The following is a 20,124-nucleotide window of genomic DNA, read 5'->3' as shown; positions in this document are numbered from 1 at the left end:
CGCAGGCGTTCAGGATGGGTGCGTTTGGTAATCGTACCAAAAATTTGTTCCTGCACCACTACTATTTATGCAAGTTGACCGTGCTTGATTTTTAATAAGGATAGAATAGAGACAATAGGAATCCACTTTTCTCCCTAGTAGTGGATTACCATTGTCTTATACACGCTTATCTAAAGTTCTAATGTTAGATACCTTCATAATCATAAAAACCTTCTTCTATTTCAACCTTGTCGTCCATGGAAGGTGTCGCAAAGAAAGTCCCTCCCGAAACATCTTTAACATTGTGTACCACAACAAATGCATCTGGATCAATTTCTCGAATCAATCGCTTCAAAGATAAAATTCTTGGTGAACGTACAACCACATAGACAGATTTTCTACTCTCTTCTGAATAGCCACCGTAACCTTCAAATACAGTTGCACTCGACGCCATATCATTTGTAATTCGTTTGGATATATCTATACTTCTAGTCGAAATAATATTAACTGCTTTCTTTGCATCAAATCCACTTAATACATAATCACTAGCAATTTTGCCTACAAACAACGCAACTACAGTGTACATCATATAGAGAGGACCGATAATAAATACGCCAGCCAATACAATTAAGATATCAAGAACAAATGTTACAAGTACAACATCCCAACCAAATTTCTGGTTAAACATCAACCCAATAATAGATGTGCCTCCAATTGAGCTACCGGCTTGAATAATTAAACCAAATCCACTACCGATAATAACACCTGCAAATATTGCAGCAACTAGAGGATCGCCAAGGGGCTGACCTAGATCTTCTGTAAGAAAAATAAGTAAGGATAAGAGCGGTACATTAATAAGGCTTTTATATACCATGTGACGAGGGAGATATTTAACACTTACCCCAATTAAAACCACAAAGCTTATAAAAAGTAAGATACCCGGCGAAAAATCAAATGCATAATACAGAAGTAATGATATACCAATTACGCCTCCATCAGCGAGTTGATTTGGTATAGCTAATAATGTTGTTCCTAATGCAATACACAAAGTCCCAATAATTATTAAAGTAATTTGTTTCATTAAATCGCACCTCCTTTTGAGATTAAAGCATATCTCAAAAACGCTTTTTATTAGAAAAATTGGGTGTCACCAAGCTTTTCAGTGACAGCCTTAGTTGCACTTATGCAGTAAGAAATATGAGTGTGCTTTCTTAACTGCCAAAATAAAAATGATTCGACTCCAGTATATTACCAATAATTGGTTAGATAAAACAATTTAAATGCTGAAGATATGTTGGAATGTGTTAGCTATATGATGTGACAATAGATAGAAAGTTATCCATCTTCATTCATATTCAAAAAAACAGCCCCCGTTATGATAAATAATCGGAAGTACTGACAGTTCTGGAGTTTGTATAATTTTGTAAAGGGAAAATTAGTCAAAAAACCTCCCGCTTTATTCCAACGAGAGGCTCTCAATTACGTTTCCAATAATAAATAGCAAGTTGGGTGCGATCACGTAGATCCAGCTTACTTAAAACAATAGACAGGGTATTACGTACTCTTCCTTCACTGATAAACAACTGCGATGCAATTTCCTTATTGGAATGCCCTTGAGCGATGAGTTCAAGAATGTCTTGTTCCCGGTTGGTCAGGATTTTCATATCCTCAGACGAGTCCTGGTTCCTAGTAATTGTTTTTAGCACATCCGCATCTAACACAGACGAGCCTGACACCAGCACTCTGATCTGCTGCGCCATATTCGTGGCCGGTGTTGATTTCAGCATATAGCCTTCTGCCCCTGCCCGCAATGCCAACCGAATATTATCTTCATCCTTAAATGTAGTCAGCATCATAATCCTCACCTGTTCCCATCTTCTCTTAATCTCTCTTGTTGCCTGTATACCATCCATGTTTGGCATCTGAATATCCATTAAAATTACGTCTGGCAAATTATTCAAGCATACATCGATTGCTTCTTTTCCATCACTTGCTATCGCAGAAACTTCCATATCCGCTTCACGAGAAAAAAGCACTTCTAAGCTTTGACACACCAAGGCATCGTCATCGACAATCATTATTTTCATGAATGGGAGCTCCTTTCTTTTTCGAAGACGTGACAGTTTTAACCAGTTAACAAGCCGTAAGAAAGTTCTATGCTTTCTTATCTGCCGAAAAGATATGATTACTTTCTAACGGCAATACACAGACAAGCTGAAAGCCTCTATCAGAAGAAGAGAAGGAAATATTTCCACCCACTGCCTTCGCTCGGGTTTGTAAATTTCGTATTCCAATACCCGCCTCACTTGTGTGTTTTGTTTTCCCATTGTCAGATACATGTAATCTCACAATTTTCTTGCTTACATCCAAGAAAACATCGACATGATTAGCATTCGAGTGGCGGGACACATTGGTGAGAGCTTCCTTTAATACAGGCTCTAAAATCCCCCATATATACACAGGAACTCTCATTGTATCGCCATCCGCCTGCCAGGTCACATCGCATGCTTGGTAGGCTTCGCAAATCTTTTCCAGGCGGCTACTTCCCATCGTGATATCCGACTTCGTATTATGCACTGTTTCTCGTAAATGAGTGACACTATCATTCAGTCTTTCACTCACCTGTCTAAACACTTCTTCCGCCTTTGCGTTGTCTTCTTTCCACAACTGCTCAAAGGCTTGCAGAGCTAGAGTCGCTCCGGTTAACTCATGACCCACATGATCATGTAAGTCCCGAGCTATACGCGTACGTTCAGTAAGTTCTGCCATATAAGCAGTCTTAATATTAGCTTCGAGAAGATCGCCTTTTAACTTTTCTAATTCATACCGATCCTGCCGATCCTGATCCGCTTCTTTTTGTAAGTTTCTCACTAAAACGGTCGTTTCCTTAATCAGCCACCCCAATCCAAGCGAAAGGAGAAGAAAAAACACTGTAAATATGGAAGGAATTGCAAAGGACGCACCTACCAAAAGGAGCGGAATACTGTACAAAGCTTTTCCTTTCAAAGCGGATTCGAACAAAGGTAAAGTCATACCCAGCCAGGCTTGCGGCCAAAACGGGATCACAAGAATACACGCAAGCTGGTCTACTAAAACCGTCCAACCCGGAGGCTCAAAACGCCACCTTACGACTACCATCGTACTCAATATCATAATCAGTAAAAAGGCTTCTATAGCGGCATCTCCATTCAGCCATAGAGCCAATAAAAACATAATAAAAATGACACGAAAAATTGTCGTTCCCCGTAGTAACGTGAAATTTGATTTGTCCATGGTTTTAATCATCCTTACTTTATGGCAGTTAAACGGGTGCCCCACTGAATGAAGTTTTACTTTGCGATATCAAACTTCATCGTAGAAATATCCTCTTTAGTATACCATGCCATTTCAGGAAATTCTCCGCTTGCTTCCCCCGAGTAAAAAAATCACGGTAAAGAGAAGCAAAAAGCCAATGGGGATAAACAGGTCGGATAAATCACCACTCCCCACCAAAATAAATTGTGCTTCTGCTAACCAATACGTTGGAAGTACCATAACCAGCTTCTGCATGATATCCGGCATCAAATCGATTGGCCAGAACAAGCCACCAGCCATCGAGATGAGTATAATCAGTCCAAACAAGATACTAAAAGCTGTCTCCTTATGTCGAAACAAAGCAAACCAAGCTAAAGAAAAGCTAATAGCGGTAAGAGAAAACACAGCATAAAGCAAGAAGAGAAGACCTGGTTCATGCAGTGTATGTCCATATAACATACCACCAATAATCATTGCACCACTTTGCAGAATAAGCAGAAGCGAATAAGCGAGCAGATTCTGCCATAAATATTGCAAATGAGTCACGGGAGAAGCACCGATACGAAGCAAAGCACCCGAAACTCGGTCATCTAACATCATACTGACTAGTTTTGCGGAAGTAAACAATAGTAAAATGCCATAAAACTGATACCCGATAGGCAACGTATAGACTCCATTATCTGGAAGAAACACGAAAATAATAGGAAGTCCACCTAGAAGCACAATATTAATCAGCTTACGAAAGCTTCGCTTGAGCGCAAATGCAAAAATCGTCATACAAGTCTCCTCCTTCCAATAAGCATGGCAATGAGTCCAATGATTACCGACCCTAGTAAGAGTAATCCAGCACTCCATACTGCCTCACTAATATCCTCACCCATCATCACGTTTACAATTGCTGTTTCCCCCAATGCAAGAGGATTCAGATACTTGTTGATCACATCAAAAATAGCTGCATCCGGAATCGGTACGAAAAAGTAACCCGCTAAAATCATAAAGATGAACACATAGGCGTATCCTGTCAATTCAGCAAATCGATACTTACGAAATCCGAGTACAGCTGTTAAAAATACCATTTGCGAAATAAGGGATACCAGTATGAGAACAAGAACGACCCAGCCAATATTCCCCCACTCCACTCCATACACCCAATGCGTGAACAACACGATAACAAAACCGTTTATTGCACTGAACAGCGTACTAGCGGTTAAAATAGAATAAGCATAGACGTGTAGTTTCAAAGGTAGCGACTGCATTCTCCACCTGAAGTTAGTAAACAAGTCTTCTTTCATATATTCCATCGTATAAAACCCACCGACAAGCTGAAATCCAATCACTATTCCAACTGCTATGACGTCCATTCCCCGTCGGCCACTATCATCCACTACCATATCTCCCATGGCAAAGCCATTCACCGTAATAATAGCTAACGGGAGCAACATCAGAAAGACAAGCCCAATATAACCACGGAGCATTCGTTTTCCTGCAAACCATGTTAATTTCAAAAACATATTAATTATCCTCTCTATCGCGAAGCGTTTTACCGGTTAATGTTAAAAACACATCCTCAAGCGTAGGTTTTTCTACATTTATCGATTTCACACCACCAGTAGATTTTGCCACCGTCAATACTCTATCCAAGTTTCCTGATCCCGTTCGTGAAATAATCGAAAACCGATCCCCGTTCCGTATAACCTGTTTTACTCCGTTAATCTTCTGCAGCTGCTCTGCTAATTCCTCAGATCCTTCCTCTACTTCCAATTGAACTTTCTCTTCATGTTGAATATTTTCCACCAGCTCATCGACGGTTCCTTCTGCGATGACATGCCCTTGATCCATAACCACCACTCTGGAGGCAATAGCCTGGACTTCCTCTATATAATGCGTTGTATAAAGAATCGTTGTCCCATTCTGTTGAAGCTTACGAATGGATTCGAGAATATGATTTCTCGATTGTGGGTCGATCCCAACTGTCGGCTCATCCATAATGATGAGTTTTGGCTCATGCACCAATGCACAAGCAATATTTAACCTCCGCTTCATACCTCCAGAGAACTTAGTCGGAAGCTGCTTGGCCCGATCCATTAGCCCTACAAAACGAAGCGTCTCTTCCACCCGTTTTTTAAGTTCTTCGCCACGTAAACCATATATTCCGCCAAAGAATTCCAAGTTTTCTCTAGCAGTCAAATCCTCAAATACCGTAACCTCCTGTGTGACGAGCCCTATTTTAGATTTGATGGTGCTTAAGTTCCGTTGTAGCTCTTCATTGAACACCTTTATTTCACCTGAATCTGTTTTAATTAAACCTGCCAACGAATGAATCAGCGTTGTTTTTCCTGCCCCATTAGGTCCAAGTAGTCCTAGAATTTCGCCCTCATCAATCACAATATCCACGTGATCAAGTACCCTCGAACTTCCATATCGCTTCACAATGTTGCTCATCTCTGCAATCAGCATAAATAATATCCTCCAAAATTGTTTTCATTATATTTGATAGTATAGCAATCGCTTATCCAAGTCGGTAGTTACAAATGTAACGGATTAGAATGGGAGGTTAAACGCCCCTCCTACCTTCCTATAGCAGTACATGAGAAAAGTGTAATCACACTCGTTCACTTTAATGCCTTCTTTTTGTAGTTTAGAATTCACACTGATATACTGTTGATGTAGGGTTACGTTAGTTTGGATTTTGATAACATAGGTGACTTTCACCAAAATTATATAAGGAGTTGGCATAATGAAAAAAGAGCAATTAGATTTTATGAAAAATGAACAAGGTTTTATTGCAGCACTCGACCAAAGTGGTGGTAGTACACCAAAAGCATTAGCCCTTTATGGTATTCCAGAAGATTCCTATTCCGGTGAGGAGAAAATGTTTGATCTCGTTCATGAAATGAGAACACGTATTATTACCTCCCCTGCTTTCAGTTCTGATTCTATTCTCGGTGCAATTTTATTCGAACAAACAATGGACAATAAAATCGAGGGCCTTTTTTCAGCAGATTATTTATGGGAAAAGAAAGGCATCGTTCCCTTCTTAAAAATCGATAAAGGACTAGCAGAAGAAACTGAAGGTGTTCAATTAATGAAACCTAATCCAGGCTTAGATGCATTGTTAACGAGAGCAAATGAAAAAAATATATTTGGAACTAAAATGCGTTCTGTTATAAAAGAAGCAAATCCTGAAGGCATTAAGAAAGTTGTTGACCAACAATTTGAAGTAGGTAAACAAATCCTTGCTGCTGGTTTAGTTCCAATTATCGAGCCAGAAGTAGATATTAATAGTAAAGAAAAAGAAAAATCCGAGGAACTCTTAAAAGAAGAAATGGTAAAGCAGTTGGATAAATTAGGTGAAAATGAGAATGTTATGATCAAAATTTCCATTCCAACCGTGGATAACTTCTACAAAGAGTTAATTGAGCATCCAAGAGTTATAAGAGTTGTAGCACTTTCCGGTGGTTACCCACTTGAAGAAGCAAATGAAAAGTTAGCAGCAAATCACAACTTGATTGCAAGCTTCTCAAGAGCTTTATCTGAACCTTTAAATGCCAATCAAACAGATGAGGAATTCCATGCATTATTAAAAGATTCGGTTAAAAAAATCTACGACGCTTCCATAACGTAACTATTACGTTTAATCAAATATTAGAAAACTTGACTTATCGCCAAGCTTTATGGCGATAGCCTTAGTTGCACTTATGCAGTAAGAAAGTTTTTATACTTTCTTATCTACCAAAAAATAACGTATAAGGTGATTGTTCACCTATACGTTATTTTTATATCTATCTATGGTATTCTATCTGGATATTCAACGCTGGTGGCTACCTAACTAAAAAACCAAATCGTTTAGCATGTTCTACCTTATCATTACATGCCCTCCAGAACACATCTCAAAAAGGTGAATATTGCGAACGTAAATAGCTTTGTCGATATGCTTCATAATAATTCCCTACTTCTCTTTCATAAGCCTTTTGTAATCCTTCTCTATAAGAATTAAATGTAACGTTATCTACTTCATACATAGGCTGACTTCCAGTAAGTGTAATATACAAATCAGTAAATTGTTTTAAATGGGATTTTTCATCTTCTACAGCATGAAGAATCTCATTTCTATCCTCTTGATTTGGCGCAAAATTGGCTAACCGACTATAAAAATCAATGGCCGTAGCTTCCCCTTTTACACTAGCAAGTATAGCTTCAATTACTTACTGACCATTACCTTGATGGTCTCTTAACATAAAGCCTGGGTCATACATTGATGCGTTTACGTAATAATGATATGGATACATAGTACTTGCTCATTCGCTTCACAAATTTATAAAATATCCTATGCATTCTGTTTAGGAATGTACTTCGATTCATGATAAATCGTTTAATTAAATTCACTGTTCACTGGTATTATTAGAAATTAGAAACAAATAGTATATATTTTATACTTGATATATTTTTTATATCTGGTAAACTTATTATAAAGAGGTGGTAGAAGTGAACGTTTGTCCTTATATTGAAGCTTCCTTCAAAATATTGGGGAAAAAGTGGAATGGTCAACTCATCCATTACTTGTCTTTATGCAAGGATCATACCGCACATTTCTCTGATATAAAGCGTGACTTGACAGGGATTACATCTAGAGCACTATCAATGAAGCTTTCCGAGCTTGAAGAAGATGAATTAGTTGAAAAATTAGTGGAAACTGGGTCACCTGTTACCATTTCTTATGAGCTAACAGAAAAAGGAAACTCCCTGGCCGAAAGTCTTAAACCACTTCAGGAATGGGCACAGCACTACATGGATGTAGAACTTCCAATAGAAAGTGAGGAAAAATAAATTGACGAACAGCGATAATATGATTTGTGACGTAGAAACAGGGGTATGTGGTACAGCCGGAGAAGAAGAAATGGAGTTAATTGATTTGAATAAACCAAAGAAAACGATTGATCTTTATTATGTAACAGACCCGATATGCTCACATTGCTGGGCAATGGAACCCGTCCTTCGTCGTTTTGTAGAGCAGTATGGCGATTACTTCAACTTCCATACGGTTATGGGAGGATTGTTAGAAAAATGGGATGGTGGAACTGTTGATGCAGCAAACGGAATTAATGGACCAACTGATGTTGCCGGGCACTGGAGAGAAGTTGGTGAACAAACCCGTATGCCAATTGATGGTACACTTTGGTATAACAACCCTGTTCACTCCTCCTATCCCCCTTCTCGCGTATTTAAAGTTATTCAAAAACAAAACGAGGCTTTAGCTCATGTATTTTTACGCCGCATGAGGGAAGCAGTCTTTGCATTTGATCAAAATATTGCAGAGAAATCAATTTTGGTTGAAATCGTAAGCAAGCTTGGGCTTGATGGAGAAGAAATTGTTAATGAAGCGGAACTACCAAGCGGACAGCAATTATTAAATGAAGATTTCGCTCTTGCTGCAAACCTTGGTGCTAGAGGTTTTCCAACCATTGTCATGGTAAATGAGCAGAATAAAGGCGTAAAGATTGTCGGCGCTCGCTCATTGGAAAACTATGTGACAGGACTAAAACAAATACTGAATGCAGAAGAGCTACAACCAAGCCAACAACCACCCCTTTCTAGCTTGCTTGAAAAAGAAAAACTTCTATTTTCAAAAGAGATAGAAGTCATGTACGATGTTGAAAAGACGGGTGTTAACGCACTGGTTGAAAAAGAGCTTTCATCAAATGGTTATCAAGCGAAGGAAATTTTAGGGGAAACATATATAGTGAAAAATTAATTACAAAAGGAGGATACCGATGCCACACGTATTACAAGTTGATTTTAATTTGCAAGGCCCCTTTGGGAATGAGATGGCTGAGGCGTTTTCTGATTTAGCAAAAAGTATTAACGAAGAAGAAGGTTTCATATGGAAAATATGGACAGAAAGCCCAGAAACAAACGAAGCTGGAGGAATTTATATTTTCGAAACAAAAGAAACAGCTGAAAAGTATTTTAAGATGCACGCCAAAAGATTGGCTGGATTCGGAATCACAGATGTTAACACAAAAATTTTTGCCATCAATTCTAAACTTACTGAAATCACGAAAGGTCCTGTAAAATAAAGCATTAAAGCTGTAAACCCTTATTTATAAGGATTTACAGCTTTATTCTATTTTACCTTGATAATGATGCACCTCCCCTGCTCTTGAAATTATTTATAACGTATTATTAGACGGTCCGTATATCCTGGCTCAAACTAAGATAGAGAATTCTAAACCTCGACCTCACTCCCCACCCCTATTTCCTGCAATTTACTATAGATACCAATTGCCACAACCAAATCAAAATAAGCTGCACCGACTGATTTGAAAAACGTAATTTCTTTATCATTTTCTCGTACTAATCCATTATGATCAGGTAATCCACTGAGCTCTCCATAAAGGTCAGTGAAACTCCAATCACTTTCACGATCTGCATGAATAAGCTCCCCTGCTTCTTCCTCAACACCTTTCAAATCATCTGCTACAATCTTTGATGCTTTTTGAATCGTTGTTAAATCTACTTCTTGCATATGGGGCAAATAAGAACCCACACCATTTATATGTGTACCATCTTTAAGCAAATCCCCATTAAAAACGGGCTCGTTTGACCGAGTAGCACAACAAATAACATCTGCTGCTTGCACAACTTCATCTGCATTTGCAGCGATTGTAATGGGCTGTTTTACACCAAAATCAATCAGTCTTTCTTTAAACTGTTCTGCCTTCTCCTGGGTTCGATTAAACAGGTTTATTTTGTCAATATCACGTACTTCCAGAACACCTAAAACCTGTTCAAACGCCATTGCTCCGGTACCTATAACGCCTAATGTTTTTACATCCTTTCTTGCTAGTTTTTCCGTTGCAATACCACTAAGACCTCCCGTTCGTAACCTAGTTAAATACGATGCATTCATCATACACAGATGCTTGCCAGTCTGCGCATCCGTCAACATTAGGATTCCTTGAGTGGTTGGCATTCCGTGCTTGGGATTCTTAGGAAATATGGACACTACCTTTACCGACGCTATCTTCTGTGATAATTCCGCGCCTGGCATATATAGGACGGATGCTTGGTTATCTGGAATTTCAATCACCGTCCGATGGGGATTCGTGATAAGGCCTTGTTTTTTCGAATTTAGTCCTTTCTTTAAATCAGATATCGCATCCTTCATTACATAATGATTTTGTATTTCCTTTTCCGTCAAAATAAGCATAATAACTTCCTTTCTCGTTATGAACGGATCTATTTAGCCTTTTGTATTAAAATATCTGTAGCATCTATATACTAACACCTATTATTTCATATATTCTGAAAAATTGTAACAGTAATGTTTCCAATTACCTAAAATAACTTTATGTTACCTCTTCTTAAAAAAGTAACCCTACTCCATTCAATCTTACCATGTTTTTCAAGATTAAAATCATAAAGGAAAGCCTTGCAGATTTTTATCTACAAGACTTCTTGTCCAAATTAAAGTTTCCTCCGAATCTATCGAGACTTGACTAAAAAGTCAGTCCTAACGCTTCATATTAGCCTTCATAATATAAATGCTTTCTCTAATTTCTCCTCCATTTTATTTAAGACCCTCATCACTTAACCAAAAACGCCGTCTTACTATAGCCTTCCTTCTCTTTTGAAACTTCAAGTATAGCTGGGAAGATTGATTTCAACTCTTGAACGTGTGAGATGACGCCGATGGTCCGACCTGCTTGTTGTAGGTCGATCAAGGTGTCGATTGATTTGTTTAAGGATTCTTCGTCGAGTGAGCCGAATCCTTCATCGATGAACATGGTTTCAATAGATATATTGCCCTGGAAACTTTGGATAACGTCAGACATTCCAAGTGCAAGACAGAGGGAGGCGTTGAATTTTTCTCCTCCTGATAGTGTTTTAACGTCACGTGTTTGTCCGGTATAGGCATCATAGACGTCGAGTCCGAGGCCACTTTGTTTACCATGTGATTCTTGGCGGTCGCTGCGAATGAGATAAAATTGCCCATTAGATAGCCCCTTTAAGCGTCCATTGGCAGCTTCTATGATTTGTTCCAGATACTCGATTTGCAAGTAGCGCTCAAAGGATATTTTCTGACTGTTTTGCCCTCGGAGGACGTCATACAAATCTGTAATAGTTGCTAGTTGTTTCTCCTGCCCTTTCACTTGTTCGTTTGCGTCGCTGATATTAGCTTTTAGATCAATGGTTTCCTGGTGGTAATCTTTTGATAGATTTAACTGAGTTAATGCTAATTCGTAGTCGCGTTTTAATTGGGCTAATTCTGTTTCAATTGCCGTTACGTCCACTCTTGATTTATCCTTCAAGGATTCCCTTAACTCATTCACGCGTTCGGTTATCATTAATTTCTGTTCTTTAAATTGCTGGATCGCTTCTTTTAATTGTTTGCGATCGGCTTCCGGTATTTTGGCTTGCTGATATGCTTCTTCGGATTCAAAGTCCGCATCGTGCAATGTTTCGTAAAACCGATTTTCTTCCTTTATTCGTCTTTCTTTTGTTTCCTCAAGCTGTTTTGCTGTGTGTGTCTGATTAGCGGAAGCCTTTGTCTGTTCTTCTTTTGCTTGCTGTAAGCTAATTTGGGCTTGTTCCCATGCCTTTTCTAACCTTCGTTTGAGTGCTTCTGTTTCCTTAATCTGTTTTTCCAATTCAGACAGGACGCGTACTTCTTCCGGGATGACTCGCACCCTCTCATCATACACAGCTTTAGCCGTTTGATAGGAGGTCGTTTGTTCTTGGTATGCCTTTTCTAGGTTTTCTTTCTTTGCTTCGAGTTGTTTAATGACTTTATTTTCTTTTTCATGGGTTTCTTTTACTTTTTTGAGCTCATCTCGTTTATGCTTGATGGTATTTACTTCTGCTTTTAACTGTTTTCCTTTTTCCATCAGTTGGTCATGAACTACCTGTGCATCTGCTGGGGCAATCTTAAATCGTGTGAGTTCTTCTTCTTTATCTTTTAGTTGGGAAACGTTTGTCTTATGCTTGGCGACCGCATCACGATACTGGCTGTCTTTCTCATCGAGTTCTTTTTTACGTGCTTCGAGTTGCTCTTTCGTCGTTGTTGTCGCTTGATTAGCTGTTTTATTTGGGTGCTCTTGACTTCCACACACGGGACAAGATTCCCCATCATGTAAGTGCGCAGCAAGTAAGCTTGCCTGATTATTCATCCACTCCTGTTCGACTTGGTCGTATGTGGATTTAATGGTGCGATAGGCGGCTTCTTTCTGCTCAATATCTTTCTCATTGGTCGCTTGATCTTCCTTTAATTTGAGAAAATCCTTTAACACATTTACTTGATCGCCCATTTCCTTAAGGTGTTCCTGTTTTTCAGGTTGTTGATCAACCGCTTCTGTTAGTTCGTTGATCTGCTTCGTATACGCTTCAGACGCGTCGTTTTTTTCTTTTAAAATTGGTTTAACGTTTTCCAGTTCTTTAAACGTTTGATTTTCGTTGTATTTAAGTTCTTCCAGCTGCTTCTTTCGCGCCTCGATGTCTTTAACAACTGGTAGATACCCTTGCAACTGATCCAATTTCTTGCTGGCGTTTTCTCGCTCTTGTTTTTTATTTTCTTCTTGTGTATAGATGGCTTGTGCTTTTGTAAGGGTTTCCTCCGCCATTTTCTCAGCTGCTTTCGCTTTCTCTAGCGCACTGGCCTTTTCTTTCTCTTCCTGTCGCACGCCAGCTGCTTGTTTCTCGTACACTTCTATCGTACTTGCGCTATCAGCAGATACCAGTTGTTTTTCTTTTGATTTAAAGGCTGGGACTTGTTCCTGTAATTCCTTCAACTCTTTTTCCTTTGTGTCCAGATCTTGGAAGCGATCATTTAACGTCTTAGCCGCGTAAAATTCGGTTTGCTTGGTTCCATGTGCTTTGTATTTAGCATCATAGTTTTGCTGATCGATTGTGATCTGGTTATGGTAAAACAGCGTTTCTTCCTCTAATCCAGCAATAACCTGATTGACATTGTGATGTTCCTCTGCAAGCACTTTAAACAAGGACGATTCTTCTCGTTGTGGTAATGCAGCCGGTATATTTTGAATATAATGGTCTCGCTTTTGTGCTAGTTTCATAAAGTCTTCTTTGACGTTATCTTTCTTATTTCTCAAACGCTCATTCATTTGCTTGTAGGATTCTGTTTTAAATATTTTGCGCAGAATTGCTTCTTTATTTTCCGTTTCAGAAGTTAATAGTTTACGAAATTCTCCCTGGGGAAGCATTACAATTTGCTTAAACTGGTCTTGCGTTAGGCCAATGATGGCTTCTACTTTCTTATCAATTTCAGAAACCATTTGCCGATCGACACAAGGGATCTCTTTGTCATCGACTTTTTCAAAGAATTCATATTTCTCACCTGTCTTCGATTTATTCCCTGCTTTCACATGTCCCAATTGACGGAGAATACGATAATTTCTCCCTCTTAATTCAAATTCCAGCTCAATCGACGTATGCGTATTATCTTCGGCAAAGTCACTTCTGAGCATCTTCGTATCTTCACGGTCTGTTCCGCTGGCACTCCCATATAAGGCAAAACAAATGCCGTCAAATATCGTTGTTTTACCAGCGCCAGTATTGCCAGAAATGACAAATAGATTATTCTCTTTTAGTTCGCGGAAATCGATCGATTCAGTATGTTTAAACGGTCCAAATGCTGTCATTGTCAGTCTAAGTGGTTTCAATGCATTCTCTCCTTTCTACTATACTACTTAATTGGTAATCGGCTTCGTATGCTCCCTATCTGTTACAGTTTCATTCTCATCTCGTAAATGTTCATCTAGCACTTCTTTAAATATCGCTTCCGTATCTTCAGAGGGATCTGCACCTTTTGCTTCCTTATAAAAGGCTTTGAAAAGATCCAAATCGCTCATTTTGCTTCGATTGACCGATTTCGTTTCTTCGTTGGATGCATGCGATAAGAAATAGTGATTTCGTTCGACGTGCATGGCATTTGGGAAGACAGATCTAATTTTTTCCATTGGTGAAAGAACGGGAGCTTCGTCCTTTAAACGGACAAATACATAGTCCTCACTGACCGGAAAGGTTAATAAATCTTCCATTGTCGCTTCAATTGTGCGCATATCTCGTTTTGGAGGTAGTAAACGCCTCTCAATCGACACATTGCCGCTTTCATCCATCTCAACAACGTTAAATCCTTTATTGTGATGTTCTTCTGATATGGAAAATTTCGCAATGGAGCCGGAATATTGAATAGTTTCATGGATGACATAATGTTTCTTATGCAGGTGGCCGAGTGCTGTATAATGAAACGGCGCAAAATGATGGCCATCCACATATTCAGCTCCCCCAATGGAAAGTGGTCGCTCGGAATCACTTGTATTTTCTTTTTCCTCCCCAAATGGTGTGACGAAAGCGTGTCCCACAAATACATGGCGACTATTGGTGTCCATATTTTGCTTGATGGTTTCTACTATTTTACCTGTCGCATCATTATGGGTACGAATCTCATCATCTGCGAAAACATTACGAACGACACTTGGGTCGCAATATGGAACGAGATGGAAATGCACTTCTCCGTGCTCATCATGTAGGATAACCGGCTCCATTTCCTTCGTGATGTTGCCGACGATATGAAAGCCATTGTGCTGCATGATACTGCTCCCGAAATTTAACCTGCTCGGACTATCGTGGTTCCCCGCCACTGCTAGAACGGGCGTTTTCAGTTTTAAAACAATTCTTTCTAACACCTCATCCAACAAGTGTACCGCTTCAGTCGGTGGTATCGCACGATCGTATAAATCGCCCGCAAGAATCACAGCATCCGGCTTTTCTTCTTCAACCGCACGGATAAAATTTTCGAGTATATAGCGCTGATCTTCGGTCATGTATACCCCCTGTACGAGCTTTCCTAAATGCCAATCCGCTGTATGAAATAATTTCATCACTCTCTCTCCTTTCGATTTTGTTTATGACTTTTTTCACCCGAGGTTGTCTTACGTTGTAAGAGTTCTTGGAGAATAATAGAAAAGTTTGAGGAAAAAACGTTGCTAACCTTTCACCTAAGGAAGTTCTTTCCCTAGTATAATACAAAAGTGTAGTGAACCTGTACCATAAATATCTATTAAAAAGTCTAAATGTATGAAATAGGGATTTAGGGTTCCTTTATAGTTTAACATATAGGGTGTGCAACTAATTGTATAGGTTTATTCGCACCATGACAAAAAGCCACCATTCAAGGTGGCTTATTAATTATATATTCTTTTATCACTAAATCTTTTGATTACTTTGCGTACTTCTTCATCCGTTTATCTGCTTTATGTTCATTCACAACTAATACCGCATGAATGACACCCGGGATATAAAACGCTAATGTTAAGAGAAAATTTAATATTGCTTGAATTGGACGTCCTGTTACCAGCACCGCAAGCGGTGGAATCAAACATAGTAGATACAACATAATGACCCTCCCGAAAGGTTTTTCCATGAATTAAGGAGAAGTAGAGGCCGGGAAACTATCTTCGGCGTACGTAACCCCTTCCCATAGCGTATCCCCATTTCTGAATAGTATGTGCATTGTGTTCAAGAGAGAATAATCAATACTTTTACTGGTTTTTTGTTTCTCCTACTTCTCTTTCTCTACTTCTTCTTCCCATTCCAACATTCCACCAACCATATTGCTTACGTCATATCCTTGCTCTTTCAAAAATTCACTAGCCTTTCCACTTCTGCCACCAGAACGACAGACCATATAATGATGTTCTTCTTTGGCTATTTCATCTAAACGTTCTGGGATTTCACTCAAACGAATATGAGCTGCTCCTGGGATTTTTCCTTCTCTTACTTCTTCATCTTCGCGCACATCAATAATGTTAACTGTTTCTCCATCTTTCACCTTTTTCCCTAGTTCTTTCGCTGTTATTTCCTTCATACCTGCATCCTCCTATGAGCCTTTTGTTTATCCTATCATATTTTAGAAAACTTGGCATTTACCAAGCCTGTCGGTTAATGCCTTAGTTGCAGTAATATGCTTTCTTATCTGCCAAAATATAATTTCTTCCTATAACTACAATGGAAAATTCAAAAAGTGTAAAAATTATCCTAAACAAAACATCTGTTTTATAGTAAAATAAAGCTTGGCGATAAGACTAGTTTTCTAAAGGTGGATTAAACGTGAATGGTACAACACATGCAGCAATCGGAGCAGCAACAGGATTCATTGTAGCGAGCACTTTTGATTCCAGTCCTTCTTCAACACTCCTTTTAGTTGGACTAGGAGGTGTTTCAGGGTTAATACCCGATCTAGATGTTGATGGGAAGCTTCGTGGTAAAATGACGCTATCCCACAAGATGATTCAAACAGTTGCTCAGTTGATCGGGGTACTGATGATTATTTATAGTTTCTATGAGGGCGTCAGTACTGATAGGTATGTGGGTATTGGCATCGGACTGGGGATGATTATTCTTTCATCATCAATTAAACAAAAACATATGTTAACCATTACCGGTATCGGCGTGATTGCAGGAGGTTCTTCCTTACAGGAAACGTGGCTGATGCTGTTTGGAATATATATTTTAATCGCCTCTTTCGTTCCGCATCGCAGCTATACCCATTCGATAGTGGGTGTAGTGTTCTTCGGAATTATTGCTTCCCACCTAGAAAGATCCCTTGGGATTAATGGAATTTTCTATACATGCCTTATTGGTTATATTAGCCACTTAATTACAGATAGTAAGCTATTACCATTCAATAAACGAGGAGTTAAGTTGTTTTTACCTATTTCATCAAAAGAAATCTGACTTGGAATATCGATCAAATCAATTACCATTTGATCGATATTCCTGATTTTTTATTGTCAAATAACCTAACGATGGTTCTTTTTTTCGTTGCATCATATAAAGGGTTGTAATACGTCTAGAATGAAAAAAACCTTGTTAATTTTCCCCCAGAGGGTATTTTTGCTGAATTGAACCTACAATAACCGATCCATAAACATTGTAGCGAAGCCAAAGTAAATAAGCAGGGACAATATATCATTTATCGTAGTGATAAGTGGCCCAGAAGCTACTGCTGGGTCTACATTGAATTTATATAGAATAAGTGGAATAATTGTTCCGGCTAATGTCCCAATAATTAATGTCAGCAATAAGGATCCACCAACAACTATTCCCAAGGGAAAACTCCCCTGCCATACATAGGCTATTAATAAAATCAAGATACCACAAACAATACCAATAATAATGCCTACCCAAAGTTCACGAATAATTAATTTTAGTACTTGCTTAAAGTTCAAGTCATTGGTAGCCAACCCTCGTACGACAACTGCTAATGATTGGGTTCCTGTGTTACCAGTCATCCCCGCAATCATAGGCATAAAGAAGGCTAGTGCTACAACTTGATCCAATGTTGCTTCAAATCCACTAATAATGCTACCAGACACTAGTCCGATAAATAACAATAAAATAAGCCACGGCAGACGACGATAGGAAGCGATTATTGGTTTTGTTTCAAAGTCGATTGCTTTACCAGCAGCAGATATCTTTTCGATGTCTTCATTTGCTTCTCGAATAACGACATCAATTACATCATCAACGGTGACAACACCAGCCAACGTGTTATCCTCTTCAATAACCGGAATGGATACAAAGTCATATCGACTAATTAATTTAGCCACCTCTTCTTGATCGGTATGTACATTAACTTTAACGAGCCTACTCAACATAATGTTTTTCACTTTATCCTCTAAATCTGCTAGTAATAAGTCCTTATAAGAGACTACACCGACGAGTTTCTTCTGTTCATCGATGACATAAAGATAATTGAGGTATTCCGCGAGTTCAGCAAAATGTTTTAACTTATCAACTGCTTCTCTGATTGTATAATCATGATTTATCCAGACAAATCGAGTGTTCATAATCCGACCAGCTGTTTCAGGTGGATAGTTCATGAGGTTCTTTACGATCTCAATTTCTTCTTTTTTCATCTCAGATAGGAGTTCTTCCACTTTCTCCGGTTCTAGGTCCTCTAGTAATATGGCCAATTCATCATTTTCCATCAAATCAAGGATTGTTGTCGATTTTTCGACTCCTAGTTTTTGAAGCACTTCTAGTTGATCGTCATTTTCCAGCTCTTCTATAAATTCTTTTAGTTGTTCATCTGTTAAAAAAAGAATAAATTTATTTCGGTGCTTAACTGGCAAATACTGATAATGTTGCGCCAAGTCATATGGTTGTAATTCATGTACAATGGTTTGAAAGTTTTCCTGACTTCCTTCTTTCAATGATTGTATCATGGAAGCTGCTGTATCATTTTCAAGTAAGGGTAAAGCCACCCGAACCACCTCCCTTCTTTAAATAGAATTCCTTTTAGCATGCCCAGTGAAAGCAAAAATATGGTAACTTGTTTTTACAAACCCATTTACCCGTTAATAATGAGATTTTAACATTCGTGTGGCCAAGTAAAAATACATTCACAAAAATATTTTCTATGGCAATAAATAGATCAATACACAGAAAAAGTGGGCTGTTGTTCCTGCTATGACAAATAAATGCCATACCATATGATGGTACTTAAAGCCTCGCCACACATAAAAGATAGCGCCAACCGTATAAAAGAGCCCACCTATTACTAGTAAAATCACACCATTTATATGTAAGTTATCAACAATCTCATTCCATCCAAGGATAACCATCCACCCCATTACAATGTACAGGAACGTCGAGGTAAATAGAAATCTTTTAACAAAGTACGATTTAAAAACCACTCCAGCTATCGCAAGGCCCCACACAATTCCAAACATTGTCCAGCCCAGTGCACCTTGTATGACGATAAACGTAAAAGGTGTATAGGTTCCAGCAATAAATAAATAGATGGCAGAGTGATCAAATATCTCAAACAAATCTTTTGCCTTACCTGGTGGTAACGCATGTACAAATGTGGAGGATATATATAAAATAAACATCGTCACACCAAAAACAGTGAAACTCACAACGTGCCAACCCGTACCATGTAACGTAGAAAACACAATTAAAATCACTAGTCCCGCAAGACTTAAGACTGCCCCAATCCCATGGGTAATCGTATTAGCAATTTCCTCGCCTTTAGAAAAAACATGTGTATCAGCCAACTAAATCATCCTTTATAATCTAAAAATATATTCTCTCATTATAATAACAGAACAGAGAAAAAGAAGGCTCTTTAAACATATCTTCGTTTATCAAAAGCGTTTTTAGAAAGATTTAAACATTACGTAATGAAGGAGAGATATCTTTATAATGGATTCTAATTGCTCGACCATATAAAACGGTAGCGCATGCATGAAAAAATGCGCTACCACTCGATTTTTTATCGTTTTCTTTTGTTTTTCTTATTTTCTAAATTAAGAAACTCACTATCGCTTGCTAACTCTGTATCGTTCTTCTCATGCTTCGGTTGTGTATCATATTTAATTACGTTTCTCTGTTTATTTTTATCTTTATTGCGATTTTTATTTTCTTCTGACACGAATAGAACCTCCTCAAACAATAGTTACTTGCATTACTATTATGCCCACGGTCAATATTCCTATTTCGATGATTAACAGTAAATTTTGCAATACCATTGTATATACTATCCATACATTTTTTCGTGCAATCCGTTCAAACTATAGAAGAAGACCTCGTCTAATGAGGTAACATCCATAACTTATGATCGCTGACATTACAAGAAGGAGGGTATCTCATGAGCAAAAAAGGAAAAAAGGAAAAATCAAAGAATAAGAGCAAAGAAGAAATAAACGATATGAAAGACGATAAAAAGTACCCACGAAATCGTCCTTAGGTTAGAGTTATGCATTACCCTCTATACTTCCATGTACACAAGAGATGTACTCAATGTATATATACGTTGAGTACATC

Annotated in this window: 19 protein-coding genes; 5 read left to right on the top strand and 14 right to left on the bottom strand. The window is 38.5% G+C overall.

Features of this window, described 5'->3' with window-relative positions:
* Positions 1-184: 184 nt before the first annotated feature.
* The 6 genes from OLD84_RS07580 to OLD84_RS07555 form a co-directional block, all read right to left on the bottom strand.
* A complete protein-coding gene (locus tag OLD84_RS07580) occupies positions 185-1,060 on the bottom strand; it encodes a YitT family protein (protein ID WP_209462296.1) in 876 nt (291 codons plus the stop codon).
* Positions 1,061-1,454: 394 nt separating this feature from the next.
* The gene (locus tag OLD84_RS07575; protein ID WP_209462295.1) at positions 1,455-2,066 is read right to left on the bottom strand and encodes a response regulator transcription factor; all 612 of its coding nucleotides are present in this window, start codon (positions 2,064-2,066) and stop codon (positions 1,455-1,457) included.
* Positions 2,067-2,133: 67 nt separating this feature from the next.
* Complete coding sequence (locus tag OLD84_RS07570; protein WP_209462294.1) at positions 2,134-3,252, bottom strand: sensor histidine kinase; 1,119 nt, start codon at positions 3,250-3,252, stop codon at positions 2,134-2,136.
* A 114-nt stretch (positions 3,253-3,366) separates the two neighbouring features.
* Positions 3,367-4,050, bottom strand: coding sequence for an ABC transporter permease (locus OLD84_RS07565; RefSeq protein WP_209462293.1), 684 nt, complete (start codon positions 4,048-4,050; stop codon positions 3,367-3,369).
* Complete coding sequence (locus tag OLD84_RS07560; protein ID WP_209462292.1) at positions 4,047-4,784, bottom strand: ABC transporter permease; 738 nt, start codon at positions 4,782-4,784, stop codon at positions 4,047-4,049. The genes OLD84_RS07565 and OLD84_RS07560 overlap by 4 nt, the downstream gene beginning before the upstream one ends.
* 1 nt (position 4,785) lies before the next feature.
* Positions 4,786-5,730 (bottom strand): ABC transporter ATP-binding protein, encoded by a 945-nt coding sequence (locus OLD84_RS07555; RefSeq protein ID WP_209462291.1) that lies wholly within the window; start codon positions 5,728-5,730, stop codon positions 4,786-4,788.
* A gap of 280 nt (positions 5,731-6,010) precedes the next feature.
* Here OLD84_RS07555 and OLD84_RS07550 point away from each other — a divergent pair, with 280 nt between their 5' ends.
* From OLD84_RS07550 to OLD84_RS07535, 4 genes are all read left to right on the top strand, one after another.
* On the top strand, positions 6,011-6,898 hold the full coding sequence (locus OLD84_RS07550) for a fructose bisphosphate aldolase (protein ID WP_209462290.1): 888 nt from the start codon (positions 6,011-6,013) through the stop codon (positions 6,896-6,898).
* Between the two features lie 860 nt (positions 6,899-7,758).
* Positions 7,759-8,100, top strand: coding sequence for a winged helix-turn-helix transcriptional regulator (locus tag OLD84_RS07545; protein ID WP_209462289.1), 342 nt, complete (start codon positions 7,759-7,761; stop codon positions 8,098-8,100).
* 19 nt (positions 8,101-8,119) lie between these two features.
* Entirely contained in the window at positions 8,120-9,025 is a 906-nt protein-coding gene (locus tag OLD84_RS07540) for a DsbA family protein (RefSeq protein ID WP_209462384.1), read from the top strand.
* Between the two features lie 19 nt (positions 9,026-9,044).
* Positions 9,045-9,350, top strand: coding sequence for a monooxygenase (locus tag OLD84_RS07535; RefSeq protein WP_209462288.1), 306 nt, complete (start codon positions 9,045-9,047; stop codon positions 9,348-9,350).
* Between the two features lie 149 nt (positions 9,351-9,499).
* Here OLD84_RS07535 and OLD84_RS07530 read toward each other — a convergent pair whose 3' ends face one another.
* The 5 genes from OLD84_RS07530 to OLD84_RS07510 all read right to left on the bottom strand — a co-directional run bounded on the left by OLD84_RS07530 (position 9,500) and on the right by OLD84_RS07510 (position 16,159).
* Positions 9,500-10,483, bottom strand: coding sequence for an ornithine cyclodeaminase family protein (locus OLD84_RS07530; protein WP_209462287.1), 984 nt, complete (start codon positions 10,481-10,483; stop codon positions 9,500-9,502).
* A 376-nt stretch (positions 10,484-10,859) separates the two neighbouring features.
* Positions 10,860-13,952, bottom strand: a complete 3,093-nt coding sequence (locus OLD84_RS07525; protein ID WP_209462286.1) for an SbcC/MukB-like Walker B domain-containing protein — start codon at positions 13,950-13,952, stop codon at positions 10,860-10,862.
* 27 nt (positions 13,953-13,979) lie between these two features.
* A complete protein-coding gene (locus OLD84_RS07520; protein WP_209462285.1) occupies positions 13,980-15,173 on the bottom strand; it encodes an exonuclease SbcCD subunit D in 1,194 nt (397 codons plus the stop codon).
* 338 nt (positions 15,174-15,511) lie between these two features.
* Entirely contained in the window at positions 15,512-15,688 is a 177-nt protein-coding gene (locus OLD84_RS07515; protein ID WP_209462284.1) for a YqaE/Pmp3 family membrane protein, read from the bottom strand.
* A gap of 165 nt (positions 15,689-15,853) precedes the next feature.
* Positions 15,854-16,159, bottom strand: a complete 306-nt coding sequence (locus tag OLD84_RS07510) for a rhodanese-like domain-containing protein (protein WP_209462283.1) — start codon at positions 16,157-16,159, stop codon at positions 15,854-15,856.
* A 242-nt stretch (positions 16,160-16,401) separates the two neighbouring features.
* On the opposite strand from OLD84_RS07510, the gene OLD84_RS07505 reads away from it, so the two are divergent.
* Complete coding sequence (locus OLD84_RS07505; protein ID WP_209462282.1) at positions 16,402-17,028, top strand: metal-dependent hydrolase; 627 nt, start codon at positions 16,402-16,404, stop codon at positions 17,026-17,028.
* Between the two features lie 173 nt (positions 17,029-17,201).
* Here the strand turns inward: OLD84_RS07505 and mgtE are convergent, their stop codons facing one another.
* The 3 genes from mgtE to OLD84_RS07490 form a co-directional block, all read right to left on the bottom strand.
* On the bottom strand, positions 17,202-18,560 hold the full coding sequence (gene mgtE, locus OLD84_RS07500) for a magnesium transporter (protein WP_264917354.1): 1,359 nt from the start codon (positions 18,558-18,560) through the stop codon (positions 17,202-17,204).
* A gap of 153 nt (positions 18,561-18,713) precedes the next feature.
* On the bottom strand, positions 18,714-19,355 hold the full coding sequence (gene trhA, locus OLD84_RS07495; RefSeq protein WP_209462281.1) for a PAQR family membrane homeostasis protein TrhA: 642 nt from the start codon (positions 19,353-19,355) through the stop codon (positions 18,714-18,716).
* A gap of 218 nt (positions 19,356-19,573) precedes the next feature.
* Entirely contained in the window at positions 19,574-19,732 is a 159-nt protein-coding gene (locus OLD84_RS07490; RefSeq protein WP_209462280.1) for a hypothetical protein, read from the bottom strand.
* Positions 19,733-20,124 lie beyond the last annotated feature (392 nt).

Origin of the sequence: Virgibacillus natechei, assembly GCF_026013645.1 — a bacterium.
Lineage (GTDB): Bacteria > Bacillota > Bacilli > Bacillales > Amphibacillaceae > Virgibacillus_L > Virgibacillus_L natechei.
Note: the sequence above shows the minus strand (reverse complement) of the source record. Positions and strands in the feature narration are given on the sequence as shown.

What these genes read in the sequence shown, in the direction of transcription:
- OLD84_RS07580 (WP_209462296.1), bottom strand. Translation starts at nt 1,060, where the DNA reads ATGAAACAAATTACTTTAATAATTATTGGGACTTTGTGTATTGCATTA.
- OLD84_RS07575 (WP_209462295.1), bottom strand. Translation starts at nt 2,066, where the DNA reads ATGAAAATAATGATTGTCGATGACGATGCCTTGGTGTGTCAAAGCTTA.
- OLD84_RS07570 (WP_209462294.1), bottom strand. Translation starts at nt 3,252, where the DNA reads ATGGACAAATCAAATTTCACGTTACTACGGGGAACGACAATTTTTCGT.
- OLD84_RS07565 (WP_209462293.1), bottom strand. Translation starts at nt 4,050, where the DNA reads ATGACGATTTTTGCATTTGCGCTCAAGCGAAGCTTTCGTAAGCTGATT.
- OLD84_RS07560 (WP_209462292.1), bottom strand. Translation starts at nt 4,784, where the DNA reads ATGTTTTTGAAATTAACATGGTTTGCAGGAAAACGAATGCTCCGTGGT.
- OLD84_RS07555 (WP_209462291.1), bottom strand. Translation starts at nt 5,730, where the DNA reads ATGCTGATTGCAGAGATGAGCAACATTGTGAAGCGATATGGAAGTTCG.
- OLD84_RS07550 (WP_209462290.1), top strand. Translation starts at nt 6,011, where the DNA reads ATGAAAAAAGAGCAATTAGATTTTATGAAAAATGAACAAGGTTTTATT.
- OLD84_RS07540 (WP_209462384.1), top strand. Translation starts at nt 8,120, where the DNA reads ATGATTTGTGACGTAGAAACAGGGGTATGTGGTACAGCCGGAGAAGAA.
- OLD84_RS07535 (WP_209462288.1), top strand. Translation starts at nt 9,045, where the DNA reads ATGCCACACGTATTACAAGTTGATTTTAATTTGCAAGGCCCCTTTGGG.
- OLD84_RS07530 (WP_209462287.1), bottom strand. Translation starts at nt 10,483, where the DNA reads ATGCTTATTTTGACGGAAAAGGAAATACAAAATCATTATGTAATGAAG.
- OLD84_RS07520 (WP_209462285.1), bottom strand. Translation starts at nt 15,173, where the DNA reads ATGAAATTATTTCATACAGCGGATTGGCATTTAGGAAAGCTCGTACAG.
- OLD84_RS07515 (WP_209462284.1), bottom strand. Translation starts at nt 15,688, where the DNA reads ATGTTGTATCTACTATGTTTGATTCCACCGCTTGCGGTGCTGGTAACA.
- OLD84_RS07510 (WP_209462283.1), bottom strand. Translation starts at nt 16,159, where the DNA reads ATGAAGGAAATAACAGCGAAAGAACTAGGGAAAAAGGTGAAAGATGGA.